The organism is Variovorax sp. UC122_21 (assembly GCF_044056785.1).
Taxonomy (GTDB): Bacteria; Pseudomonadota; Gammaproteobacteria; order Burkholderiales; family Burkholderiaceae_C; genus Variovorax.
The window spans coordinates 933,832-945,973 of the sequence record NZ_CP172004.1; the positions used below are offsets into that span (position 1 = coordinate 933,832).

Annotated in this window: 12 protein-coding genes and 3 pseudogenes; 12 read left to right on the forward strand and 3 right to left on the reverse strand. The window is 67.4% G+C overall.

Going from position 1 to position 12,142, the window contains the following annotated elements:
* Window positions 1–5 precede the first annotated feature (5 nt).
* From coxB to ACHMXE_RS16690, 6 genes are all read left to right on the forward strand, one after another.
* A complete protein-coding gene (gene coxB, locus ACHMXE_RS16665; protein WP_203202769.1) occupies window positions 6–1,178 on the forward strand; it encodes a cytochrome c oxidase subunit II in 1,173 nt (390 codons plus the stop codon).
* Window positions 1,179–1,240: 62 nt separating this feature from the next.
* On the forward strand, window positions 1,241–2,878 hold the full coding sequence (gene ctaD / locus ACHMXE_RS16670; RefSeq protein WP_057596467.1) for a cytochrome c oxidase subunit I: 1,638 nt from the start codon (window positions 1,241–1,243) through the stop codon (window positions 2,876–2,878).
* A 46-nt stretch (window positions 2,879–2,924) separates the two neighbouring features.
* Entirely contained in the window at window positions 2,925–3,038 is a 114-nt protein-coding gene (locus tag ACHMXE_RS16675) for a cytochrome oxidase small assembly protein (protein ID WP_218159410.1), read from the forward strand.
* Between the two features lie 37 nt (window positions 3,039–3,075).
* The gene (locus ACHMXE_RS16680) at window positions 3,076–3,702 is read left to right on the forward strand and encodes a cytochrome c oxidase assembly protein (protein ID WP_395350265.1); all 627 of its coding nucleotides are present in this window, start codon (window positions 3,076–3,078) and stop codon (window positions 3,700–3,702) included.
* Entirely contained in the window at window positions 3,702–3,923 is a 222-nt protein-coding gene (locus ACHMXE_RS16685) for a DUF2970 domain-containing protein (RefSeq protein WP_395352699.1), read from the forward strand. Before ACHMXE_RS16680 ends, ACHMXE_RS16685 begins: the two co-directional genes overlap by 1 nt.
* A gap of 67 nt (window positions 3,924–3,990) precedes the next feature.
* Entirely contained in the window at window positions 3,991–4,872 is an 882-nt protein-coding gene (locus ACHMXE_RS16690; protein ID WP_093347424.1) for a cytochrome c oxidase subunit 3, read from the forward strand.
* A gap of 77 nt (window positions 4,873–4,949) precedes the next feature.
* Here the strand turns inward: ACHMXE_RS16690 and ACHMXE_RS16695 are convergent, their stop codons facing one another.
* Window positions 4,950–5,180, reverse strand: coding sequence for a twin transmembrane helix small protein (locus ACHMXE_RS16695; protein ID WP_093347422.1), 231 nt, complete (start codon window positions 5,178–5,180; stop codon window positions 4,950–4,952).
* 27 nt (window positions 5,181–5,207) lie between these two features.
* Between ACHMXE_RS16695 and ACHMXE_RS16700 the strand changes: the two genes are divergently transcribed.
* The 6 genes and pseudogenes from ACHMXE_RS16700 to ACHMXE_RS16725 all read left to right on the forward strand — a co-directional run bounded on the left by ACHMXE_RS16700 (window position 5,208) and on the right by ACHMXE_RS16725 (window position 10,396).
* Window positions 5,208–6,056: an SURF1 family protein gene (locus ACHMXE_RS16700; protein ID WP_395350267.1), complete on the forward strand. Its 849-nt coding sequence runs from the start codon at window positions 5,208–5,210 to the stop codon at window positions 6,054–6,056.
* Entirely contained in the window at window positions 6,043–6,723 is a 681-nt protein-coding gene (locus ACHMXE_RS16705; protein ID WP_296801223.1) for a hypothetical protein, read from the forward strand. Before ACHMXE_RS16700 ends, ACHMXE_RS16705 begins: the two co-directional genes overlap by 14 nt.
* A 43-nt stretch (window positions 6,724–6,766) precedes the next feature.
* Window positions 6,767–8,005 (forward strand): annotated as a pseudogene (locus ACHMXE_RS16710) (heme A synthase).
* Window positions 8,002–8,907, forward strand: a complete 906-nt coding sequence (gene cyoE / locus ACHMXE_RS16715) for a heme o synthase (protein WP_208512970.1) — start codon at window positions 8,002–8,004, stop codon at window positions 8,905–8,907. The pseudogene ACHMXE_RS16710 and the gene cyoE overlap by 4 nt, the downstream one beginning before the upstream one ends.
* 3 nt (window positions 8,908–8,910) lie before the next feature.
* The gene (locus tag ACHMXE_RS16720) at window positions 8,911–9,528 is read left to right on the forward strand and encodes an SCO family protein (RefSeq protein ID WP_209541868.1); all 618 of its coding nucleotides are present in this window, start codon (window positions 8,911–8,913) and stop codon (window positions 9,526–9,528) included.
* A 4-nt stretch (window positions 9,529–9,532) separates the two neighbouring features.
* A complete protein-coding gene (locus ACHMXE_RS16725; protein WP_395350269.1) occupies window positions 9,533–10,396 on the forward strand; it encodes a DNA alkylation repair protein in 864 nt (287 codons plus the stop codon).
* A 64-nt stretch (window positions 10,397–10,460) separates the two neighbouring features.
* Here ACHMXE_RS16725 and rpoH read toward each other — a convergent pair.
* Window positions 10,461–11,403: pseudogene (gene rpoH, locus ACHMXE_RS16730) on the reverse strand (RNA polymerase sigma factor RpoH).
* 171 nt (window positions 11,404–11,574) lie between these two features.
* Window positions 11,575–11,986, reverse strand: a pseudogene (locus tag ACHMXE_RS16735) (DUF962 domain-containing protein).
* Window positions 11,987–12,142 lie beyond the last annotated feature (156 nt).

Sequence of the window (12,142 nt, forward strand, 5' to 3'; positions counted from 1 at the left end):
ACACGATGAAGAGCATTTGGCGCAATAAGTTCATGCCGGCAATGCTGGCGGCCGGCGCGGCTTTCAGCGGCGCGGCGCACGCAGTCAACGATCTGCCCGGCGGCCCCTCGGTGCGCCAGTTGAATCTTCCGGTCGGTGTGACCAAGATTGCGCAGGAGCAGCACTTCCTGCACACGGTGATGATGATCATCTGCACGGTGATCTTCGTGGCCGTGTTCGCGGTCATGTTCTATTCGATCTGGAAGCACCGCAAGTCGGTGGGCCACAAGGCCGCCAACTTCCATGAATCGGTGGTGGTCGAAGTCATCTGGACCATCGTTCCCTTCCTGATCGTGATCGTGATGGCGCTGCCCGCCACCAAGGTGCTGGTGGCCCAGAAGGACACAACCAATGCCGACCTCACGATCAAGACCACCGGCTACCAGTGGAAGTGGGGCTACGACTACCTGAACGGCGAAGGCGAGGGCCTGGCCTTCATCTCCACGCTCGACAGCTCGCAGCGCGCGATGTCCGACGCCGGTGCCAAGGGCACGATCCCCGACGACTACCTGTTCAAGGTCGACAACCCGCTGGTCGTGCCGGTGCAGAAGAAGGTTCGCATCATCACCACCGCCAACGACGTGATCCACGCCTTCGCGGTGCCGCAGCTCGGCATCAAGCAGGACGCGATCCCCGGCTTCGTGCGCGACACCTGGTTCCGCGCCGAGACCGTCGGCGACTACTACGGCCAGTGCCAGGAACTGTGCGGCAAGGAACACGCCTACATGCCGATCCACGTGAAGGTGGTCTCGGCCGCCGACTACACGACCTGGGTCGCCGCCAAGCGCAAGGAAGCCGCCGCCAAGCTCGACGACCCGACCAAGGTCTGGACCCTGCCCGACATGATGGCGCGCGGCGAGAAGGTCTACGCCGCCAACTGCGCGGCCTGCCACCAGGCCAACGGCAAGGGCGCGGGCCCGATCAAGGCGCTCGACGGCGATGCCAAGGTGCTCGACGCCGACCACAAGGTGCAGCTGATGGTGCTGCTCAACGGCCAGAACAACGGCGCGATGCCGTCCTGGAAGCAGCTCAGCGACACCGACCTCGCGGCCGTCGCCACCTACACCAAGAACAGCTGGTCGAACAAGACGGGCCAGATCGTGCAGCCGGCCGAAGTCCTTGCCCTGCGCGGCAAGTGATCGGTTGACCGGAACAACACAGCGAACAGCGCCCAGCGACGAGATATTCAAGGAACGATGAAATGAGTGCAGTCCTCGACCCCCACGGTCACGCCCACGGCGACCACGCGCACGACGACCACCATGACCACCACGCGCCCACCGGCTGGCGCCGCTGGGTGTTCGCGACCAACCACAAGGACATCGGCACGCTCTACCTGCTGTTCAGCTTCACGATGCTGATGGTGGGCGGCGTGCTCGCGCTGCTGATCCGCGCCGAGCTGTTCCAGCCGGGCCTGCAGCTCGTGAATCCCGAGCTGTTCAACCAGTTCACCACCATGCACGGCCTGATCATGGTGTTCGGCGCGATCATGCCGGCCTTCGTGGGCTTCGCGAACTGGATGATCCCGCTGCAGATCGGCGCCTCGGACATGGCGTTCGCGCGCATGAACAACTTCAGCTTCTGGCTGCTGATTCCCGCGGCGCTGATGCTGGTCGGTTCGTTCTTCATGCCCGGCGGCGCACCGGCCGCGGGCTGGACGCTCTACGCGCCGCTCACGCTGCAGATGGGCCCCTCGATGGACGCCGGCATCTTCGCGATGCACATCATGGGCGCCTCGTCGATCATGGGCTCGATCAACATCATCGTGACCATCCTCAACATGCGCGCCCCCGGCATGACGCTGATGAAGATGCCGATGTTCTGCTGGACCTGGCTCATCACCGCCTACCTGCTGATCGCCGTGATGCCGGTGCTCGCCGGCGCCATCACGATGACGCTGACCGACCGCCACTTCGGCACCAGCTTCTTCAACCCCGCCGGCGGCGGCGACCCGGTGATGTACCAGCACATCTTCTGGTTCTTCGGCCACCCCGAGGTCTACATCATGATCTTGCCGGCCTTCGGCATCATCAGCCAGATCGTGCCGGCCTTCGCGCGCAAGAAGCTGTTCGGCTACGCCTCGATGGTGTACGCCACCTCGTCGATCGCGATCCTGTCGTTCATCGTCTGGGCGCACCACATGTTCACGACCGGCATGCCGGTCACGGGCCAGCTGTTCTTCATGTACGCGACCATGCTGATCGCGGTGCCGACGGCCGTGAAGATCTTCAACTGGATCGCGACCATGTGGCAGGGCTCGATGACCTTCGAGACGCCGATGCTGTTCGCGGTGGGCTTCATCTTCGTGTTCACGATGGGCGGCTTCACCGGCCTGATCCTCGCGATCGCGCCGATCGACATCCAGCTGCAGGACACCTACTACGTGGTGGCCCACTTCCACTACGTGCTGGTGGCCGGCTCGCTGTATGCCATGTTCGCGGGCTACTACTACTGGGCGCCCAAGTGGACCGGCGTGATGTACAACGAAACGCGCGGCAAGATCCACTTCTGGTGGTCGCTGATCTCGTTCAACATCACCTTCTTCCCGATGCACTTCCTGGGCCTGGCGGGCATGCCGCGCCGCTATGCCGACTACCCGATGCAGTTCGCCGACTTCAATGCGGTGGCATCGGTCGGCGCCTTCGCCTTCGGCCTGGCCCAGGTGTACTTCTTCTTCTTCGTCGTGCTGCCGACCATGCTCGGCAAGGGCGAGAAGGCTCCGCAGAAGCCGTGGGAAGCCGCCGAAGGCCTCGAGTGGGAAGTGCCGTCGCCGGCGCCGTTCCACACCTTCGAGACGCCGCCCAAGCTCGACGCGACCGCCACCAAGGTGATCGGCTGAGCGCCGCATCGCCCCACGCATCCCCGACGATCGAGACCGCCACGCGATGACGCCCGAACAGAGAAGAAACAACCGCCGCATGGGGCTCACGCTGGCCTCCATCGCGCTGATCTTCTTCGTCGGCTTCGTCGTGCGCATGGTCTGGTTCAGCGGCCGCTGACGCCTCCATCAATTTCCAGGCACGGGAGCACACGCACATGAGCCTCGGTCAACGCATCCGGCGCGCCAATGTCCAGATGGTCGGCAAGCTGGCCGTGGTCGCCTGCGGCATGTTCGCTTTCGGCTATGCGCTGGTGCCGCTGTACCGCGCCATCTGCGAGATGACCGGCATCAACATCCTCGCGCTCTCCGAGCTCGAGGTGCCCGGCGGCGCGAGCGGCGGCAAGAACGTGCGCGTGCCCGACAACACGCAGGTCGACATGACCCGCACCATCAAGGTCGAGTTCGACTCCAACGTGCGCGGCGGCCTCTGGGACTTCAAGCCGGCCGAGCGCACGATGGAAGTGCACCCGGGCGAGCTCAACACGGTGATGTACGAGTTCCAGAACGTGCAGAACCGCCGCATGGCCGCGCAGGCCATCCCGAGCTACGCACCGCAGCAGGCCGCGCCCTATTTCAACAAGCTCGAGTGCTTCTGCTTCAACCAGTACACGCTCGACGCGGGCGAGAAGAAGCAGTGGCCGGTCGCCTTCGTGATCGATCCCAAGATCTCGAAGGACGTGAAGACGATCACCTTGTCGTACACCTTCTTCGAGGTCGGCGGCAAGACGCCCGCGGCGCCGGTCGCCGTCGCGCCCACCACCACCGCCGAGCCGCGTTCGTGATGGTCGATTCGCCGCCCACTCCAGCCACCCAGCGCAAGGGCTCGCTGCTCGCGACCCTCAAGGCCGTGGCCTGGTCGTTCTTCGGCATCCGCAAGAAGAGCGCCTACCAGGACGACCTGGCCAAGCTGAACCCGCTGCACATCATCGCGGTCGCCTTCGTCATGGTGATCGCGTTCATCGTCGGCCTCGTGCTGGTGGTGCGCTTCGTGGTCGCGCCCTGAGCCCCGAACGACCCCACGCTACCCAGAACCCATCGAATCGAGAGAAGAAAGAAAGCCAGGAGCTGATATGAGTTCAACCACCCACGGCACCACGCCTTACTACTTCGTGCCAGGACCCTCGGCCTACCCGGTCGTGTCCGCCATCGGCCTGTTCTTCGTGATCCTCGGCGCGGGGCAGTGGATCAACGGCCACCAGTGGGGTGCGTGGTCGCTGCTGCTGGGCATGCTGATCTGGCTCGGCACGCTGTTCGTGTGGTTCCGCGCCGCCATCGGCGAGAGCGAGAGCGGCCAGTACGGCCACAAGATCGACCTCTCGTACCGCTGGAGCATGAGCTGGTTCATCTTCTCCGAGGTGATGTTCTTCGGCGCCTTCTTCACCGCGCTGTGGTGGGCCCGCACCCATGCGCTGCCGAACCTCGGCAGCCTGGACAACGCCCTGCTGTGGCCCGATTTCAAGGCCGTGTGGCCCAGCGTCGCGGCCGGCGTGACCGGTTCGCCGGCCGGCATCGTCGAGCCGTTCCAGACCGTCGGCCCGTTCTGGCTGCCCACGATCAACACCGCGCTGCTGCTGAGCTCGGGCGTGACCCTGACCATCGCCCACCACGCGCTGCGTGCCGGCCATCGCGCGCAGACCATCCGCTTCATGTGGCTCACCGTGCTGCTCGGCGTGATCTTCCTGGGCGTGCAGGGCTACGAGTACTACCACCTGTACACCGAACTGAACCTCAAGCTCAGCTCGGGCACCTACGGCTCGACCTTCTTCATGCTGACCGGCTTCCACGGCCTGCACGTGTTCATCGGCATGCTGATGCTGCTGTTCATCACGCTGCGCCTGCAGAAGGGCCACTTCACGCCCGAACGCCACTTCGGCTTCGAGGGCGCCGCCTGGTACTGGCACTTCGTCGACGTGGTGTGGCTCGGCCTCTACATGCTGGTCTACTGGCTTTGAGCGAAGCACCTCGCGGCATTCCAGAAAAAAGGCGCCGTCAGGCGCCTTTTTCATGGTTCTCGTGGAACGAGCACCACCTACTTGCCGAGAGGGAGCCCGGTGGGCTGGATGTAGCCCAGTTTCCAGGCCAGCAGCATGCAGAGGAACAAAAGGACCGAGAGGCCGATCCGAAAGGTGAGCGCGCGCGCCATGCCGCCGCTCTTGGCGCGCCCGTTGCGACCGTCCTTCAACATGTAGAAGAGCGCGAAAGCCAGGCTCGCGAAGATGCCCACGAACAACAGGGCAACGAAGTATTTCATGACCCGCATTATCGGCCGCCTGCCACCCGCGCTCCAGTGACTCCCGACCCCCTGACCCCGCCTCCCGGCCGCGCGCCGGACACCGCCTCCTCCCGCCAGCGCAGCGACCGCGGCTGGACCTGGGCCCGCTTCTGGCTGATGACCATCGCCGCGCTGGTCACCGTTTCCTCGACCATCTCGCTGGGCCGCTGGCAGCTCTCGCGCGCGGCGCAGAAGGAGGCGCTGCAGGCCGAGATCGAGGCCCAGAAGCTCAAGCCGCCGCTCGAGCAGGCCGATTTCCTCGCACTCGAGCGGCCCGCCGAGATGCTGCACCGACCCGTGCACCTGCGCGGGCTGTGGCTCGCGGCGCAGTCGGTCTACCTCGACAACCGCCAGATGCACGGCGTGCCCGGCTTCTACGTGCTGACGCCGCTCGCGCTCGAGGGCAGCAACCAGACGGTGATGGTGCAGCGCGGCTGGATCCAGCGCAATTTCAACGACCGCACGCAACTGGGCGCGGTCCAGACGCCGGCCGGCCTCGTCGACGTCACCGGCCTGATCGAGCCGCCGCCGGGCCACCTGCTCGAGCTCGGCAAGCCCGCCGCGCCGGCCTCGGCACCGGCTGGCGAGGGGTCTTCGCCCATCCGGCAGAATCTCGACCTCGAAGGCTTCCGTGCCGAAACGCAACTGCCGCTGCGCACCGACGTGTCGCTGCAGCAGACCGGGCCTGCTTCCGAGGGCCTGCAGCGCGATTGGCCGGCGCCCGCGCTGGGCCTGGAGAAACACTATGGCTATGCATTCCAGTGGTTCGGCCTGTCGGCCCTCGTGGTGATCCTCTATGTCTGGTTCCAATTCATTGCCCCCCTCCGGCGCTCGCGCCGCGCACGCCGCGATGCAGTCCGCTGACGAGCCGCTGGGGCTGACCGTGCACTCGATGCCGTCGCCGACCCAGGCGCTCGACGGCGCGGAGGGCCGCCGCACGGTCGTCGGGCGCTGGAAGATGATCGCCGTGATGCTGATGTGCGCGGCGCCCGTGATCGCCTCGTACTTCACCTACTACGTGATCCGGCCCGAGGGTCGCAGCGTCTACGGCCAGCTGATCGATCCGCAGCATGAGATGCCCGCGCTGACCGCCGCCGACCGCGCGGGCGCGCCGGTCAGCCTGCAGACGCTCAAGGGCCAGTGGCTGTTGGTGGCCGTGGGCAACGCCGCCTGCGACGCGCTGTGCGAGCAGCAGCTCTACCTGCAGCGCCAGCTGCGCGAGGTGCTGGGCCGCGAGAAGGACCGGCTCGACCGCGTCTGGCTGGTCAGCGATGCCGCGCCCGTGCCCGAGCGCCTCGAGAACGGCCTGCGCGGCGCCACCGTGCTGCGCCTGCCGCCCGAGCAGCTCGCCAGGTGGTTCACGCCCGAAGCCGGCCACACGCTGGCCGAGCACCTGTTCGTGGTCGACCCGATGGGCAACTTCATGATGCGTTTCCCCGCGCGCATGGATGCCAAGGGCGCGGGCCGCGCCAAGCGCGACCTCGACCGCCTGCTGCGCGCCTCCGCCTCGTGGGACGAGCCGGGCCGCTGAGCGCGACGCACGACGACGAAGACGCACGACGCTTTCAATCAAGATGGACTCCAGCTCGCTCTACGACCTCACGCCGATCGCCTGGCTGCTGGCGGCCGGCGCGCTGATCGCGCTCGGGCCGCTGGTCTGGGTGTGGCGGCGCAACGCGGGGGCCGGCCCGGCGCGGCGGCTGCATGCGCTGACCGTGCTCACCCTGTTCCTGACCTTCGACCTCACGCTGTTCGGCGCCTTCACGCGCCTCACCGATTCGGGCCTGGGTTGCCCGACTGGCCCGGCTGCTACGGCAATGCGAGCCCGGTCGGCGCGCGCCACGAGATCGCGATGGCGCAGGCCGCGCAGCCCACGGGCCCGGTCACGCACAGCAAGGCCTGGGTCGAGATGGTCCACCGCTACCTCGCCACCGGCGTCGGCGCGCTGATCACCGTGCTCGCGATCGCGACCTGGGTGGTCGCGCGCGCGGCAGCGACGGCAGGCGAGGGCAGCGCCGTCGTCGGTGCGGCAAGCCGGCGACCATGCCGCGCTCAGCGCCTGGTGGCCCGCGGCCACGCTGGTCTGGGTCTGCCTGCAGGGGGCCTTCGGCGCGCTCACCGTCACCTGGAAGCTTTTTCCCGCCATCGTCACCTTGCATCTGCTGGGCGCCGTGGTGCTGCTTGCGCTGCTGTGCATCCAGGCCGTGCGCTACCGCCAGGTGGCCGCGCAGCGCCTGCCCACGCCGGTGTCGCCGGCGCTGCGCAACGGGCTGATCGCGACCTCGGTGCTGCTGGTGCTGCAGATCGCGCTCGGCGGCTGGGTCAGCACCAACTACGCGGTGCTCGCGTGCACGCAGTTCCCGACCTGCCAGGACAGCTGGTGGCCGCCGATGAATTTCGCGCAGGGCTTCGAGATCTGGCGCCACCTCGGCGTGACCGGCGAAGGCGTGCCGCTCGATTTCGCGGCGCTCACCGCCATCCACTACGCGCACCGGCTGCTGGCGTATCTCGTGTTCGTCGCGCTCGGCCTGCTGGCCTGGCGCATGCGCCGCATCGACAGCCTGCGCCCGCAGGCCGGCTGGCTCGCCGGCCTCGCGCTGCTGCAGCTGGCCACCGGCCTGGGCAACGTGCTGCTCGGCTGGCCGCTCGCGGCGGCCGTGCTGCACACGGGCGGCGCCGCGGCCCTGGCGGTGGTGCTGGTCTGGGCGCTGTGCGAGAGCCGGCGCGAGCAGGCGGCCGGCGCCCGCCTGTCGCGCGCGAACCCCGCCGTTCCATCTGGCGCCCCCTTGCGCGGCGCGGAGGTCCCCCGATGAGCACCCCGATTCCCCTGCAGCAGGCGCATGGCGCGAGCGTGCTGCGCCAGTTCTACGCGCTCACCAAGCCGCGCGTGGTGCAGTTGATCGTCTTCTGCGCGCTGATCGGCATGGTGCTGGCCGTGCCCGGCGCGCCCTCGTGGCTCGACGTGCAGCGCGCCGTGCTGGCGTGCATCGGCATCTGGCTGGTGGCGGGCGCGGCGGCGGCCTTCAACTGCCTGGTCGAGAAGGGCATCGACGCCAAGATGAAGCGCACCGCCTGGCGCCCGACCGCGCGCGGCGAGCTCAGCGACCGCCAGGCGCTGCTGTTCTCGGCGGCGCTGTGCATCGCCGGCTCGGTGCTGCTGTGGTTCACCGTCAATCCGCTGACCATGTGGCTGACCTTCGCCACCTTCGTCGGCTACGCGGTGATCTACACCGTGATCCTGAAGCCGCTGACGCCGCAGAACATCGTGATCGGCGGCGCTTCGGGCGCGATGCCGCCGGTGCTGGGCTGGGCCGCGATGACGGGCGAGGTGGGACCCGAGGCGCTGATCCTGTTCCTCATCATCTTCTTGTGGACCCCGCCGCACTTCTGGGCGCTCGCGCTCTATCGCGTCGAGGACTACCGCAAGGCCGGCCTGCCGATGCTGCCGGTCACGCACGGCAACGAGTTCACGCGGCTGCAGGTGCTGCTCTACACCTTCATCCTGTTCGCGGGCTGCCTGATGCCGTTCATCTACGGCATGAGCGGCTGGCTCTACCTCGCGGTGGCGGTGGTCGTGAGCGTGGGCTTCACCGGCTACGCCTTCGCGCTGTGGCGCAACTACTCCGACACCCTGGCGCGCAAGACCTTCCGGTTCTCGCTGATCCACCTGAGCGTGCTGTTCGCGGCCTTGCTCGTCGACCATTACCTCCGCTGACCCATGAACAAGCGCAATGCCCTGAAGTTGATCGCCGCCGGCGCGGGCTGGACCGCCGTGACGGCCACCGTGGGGCTGGGCCTCGCGGGCTGCAACGAGACCAAGCAGAGCTTCAATGCGGTCGACATCACGGGCGCCGACTACGCGCGCGACTTCTCGCTGAAGGATGCCGACGGCAAGCTGCGCACCATGGCCGACTTCAAGGGCAAGGTGGTCGTGCTGTTCTTCGGCTACGCGCAGTGCCCCGACGTCTGCCCGACCACCATGACCGAGATGGCGCAGGTCAAGCAGCAGCTGGGCGCCGACGGCGACAAGCTCCAGGTGGTGTTCGTCACGGTCGACCCGGCGCGCGACACGCCCGAGGTGATGAAGGCCTACATGGGCGCCTTCGACCCCAGCTTCGTCGCGCTGATCCCCACGGCCGACGAACTGGCCGCCACGACCAAGGACTTCAAGGTCTACTACAAGAAGGTCGACGGCAAGACGCCCACCAGCTACTCGATGGACCACTCGGCCGCGAGCTTCGTCTACGACCCGCAGGGCCGGCTGCGGCTGTACGCGCGCTACGGCGCCGGCGTGCCGCCGATGGTGGCCGACATCAAGACCCTGCTGGCGGCCTGAGCCGATGGCGTCCGGCACGGAGGTCGCGAGCCTCGCCGCAGCGATCGAAGCGGTCGAGCACCTGAAGGCGCGCAAGGGCGCGTTCCGCATCGCGCTGATCCCGCCCGAGGTGCTGCGCGCGCTCAACGACGGGCTGATCGAGACCGTCAACCTCAACGAATTCCTCGCGCTCGAACTGCCGCAATTGGCGCGCAGCGTGGCGGGCCACATCGGCCTCGACGCGGCGAGCGAGCGGCTGGTCGACACGCTGGCGATGCTGAGTGCCTTCAAGCCGATGCAGCGGCACGGCCACATCGCACGCGCGCTGTACGACCTCGCCGCGCTGCACGACGAACGCGACGCCGTTGCGCACCGGCTCGCCACGCATGCGAGCGACGTCGCGCGCTGCTGGGCGGCGCAGTGGGTCACGCTGTCGCAATTGCCGCTGACCGGCCAGCTCGAGGCGGTGCGGCGCTTCGCGGCCGATCCGCATTTCGGCGTGCGCGAGATCGCCTGGATGGCGGTGCGCGACGCGGTCGTCGGTTCGCTCGACGAGGCGCTCGCGCTGCTGCAGCCGTGGGTGCGCGATGAGGATCCAAACATCCGCCGCTTCGCGAGCGAACTCACGCGCCCGCGCGGCGTGTGGTGCGCCCAGATCGAGGCGCTGAAGGCCGAGCCCTGGCGCGCGCTGCCGCTGCTCGAGCCGCTGCGCGCCGACGGCAGCCGCTACGTGCAGAACTCGGTCGCCAACTGGCTCAACGACGCAAGCAAGACGCAGGCGGAGTGGGTCGATGGCGTGTGCGCGCGCTGGGTGAAGGAATCGAACACGCCCGAGACGCGCTACATCGCCAGGCGCGCGCTGCGCACGCTCGCCAAGACCTCGGGCTGAACGAGCGCCCCAAGAAAAAGCCCGGCGCGGGGCCGGGCTCGTTCGAAGGGGCGAAAGAAGCCGATCAGGCGTAATCGGCCAGCGCCTTCTTCATCTTCTTCATCGCGGCCACCTCGATCTGCCGAATGCGCTCGGCGCTCACGCCATAGACCGCGGCCAGGTCGTGCAAGGTCATGCCGCCCGAGCCGTCGTCGTTGACCTTGAGCCAGCGCTCTTCCACGATGCGGCGGCTGCGCGCGTCGAGGGCCTCGAGCGCGGTCGCGATCCCGTCGCTCGACAGGCGGTCGCGCTGCTGCGATTCGAGCAGCGCGGTCGGTTCCTGCGTCGCGTCGGCCAGGTAGGCGATCGGACCGAAGGCTTCCTCGCCGTCGTCGTTCGGGCTCGGGTCGAGCAGCACGTCGCCGCCCGACAGCCGGGTTTCCATCTCGAGCACTTCCTCGGGCTTCACGTTCAGGCGCGCCGCCATCTGCGTCACCTCGTCGGCGCTCAGCGTTTCGCGGTGCGTGCCGGTGTCGGCCGCGGCCGAGTCGGCCTTGAAGCCCTGCTTCATCGAGCGCAGGTTGAAGAACAGCTTGCGCTGCGCCTTGGTCGTCGCGACCTTGACCATGCGCCAGTTCTTCAGGATGTACTCGTGGATCTCGGCCTTGATCCAGTGCATGGCGTAGCTCACCAGCCGCACGCCCTGGTCGGGGGTCGAAACGCTTCACGGCCTTCATCAGGCCGACGTTGCCTTCCTGGATCAGGTCGCCGTGCGGCAGCCCGTAGCCCAGGTACTGGCGGGAGATGGACACCACGAGGCGCAGGTGCGAGAGGATCAGCGCACCGGCAGCTTCGAGGTCGTTGTGGTCGCGCAAACGGCGGGCGAAGCCCTGCTCTTCCTCGAGGGTGAGCAGCGGCAGTCGGTTGGCGGCCGAAATGTAAGCATCCAGGTTACCCAGCGGGGGCACCATCGACCACGGATTGGCGACGGCGAGCTGGTTGGCAGAGGCTCCAGACAGGGTTGTCATCAGGGGAAACTCCTTCGTATTGGCCATATTAGCACTCGGTTTGAGGGAGTGCTAAGGCAAGGGTTCCCCTAAAGTCTCTATCGGGCCGATAGGCAAGGACTGTCGGCCGGCGGCCCCGAAGGACCGTGGTCTTGTCCGACTTGCAGCCGGCGAGACCGTGTAAGCGGGTACTTACCAGCGAATGCCGAGCTTCAGCAGCAGCTTGGACACCACGAACAGCGGCCCGACCCAGAGGTATTGGATGTCTTCGAAGAACGAAGGTTTCCGTCCTTCGATCTTGTGGCCGACGAACTGGAAGATCCACGCCACCACGAAGATGGCGGCGGAAATCGGCAGCACAAGGCTGCCCATGGCGTGGACCAGCGCCAGCAGGATGGCGGTCTGGATGCCCATCGCGAGCAGAAAGACTGGCGAGCGCAGCGTCAGGTAATAGACGAGGCTGGCCAGCAGGAAGGCGTAGGCAGCCCAGGGGTGGATAGCGAAGATCAGCCCGACCAGGCTGACCATGATCGCGGGGATCGCCACGAAGTGGATCAGCTCGTTGGTCGGGTGCCGGTGGCTCTGTTCGTAGTCGGGCCAGCAGGCGGTCGACCTTGCGGTCGCTGGCGGCCCCCGGGCGCGTGGGCGGTGGCGGTGTGCGGCATGGCGTGTCTCCGTGGCTCGTGCGGACCGTTCGTTGCGGCCCGCGATGGAATCCGCCGATGGTGCCCCGCGCCGGCTTCGCTGGCAAGTGATATGT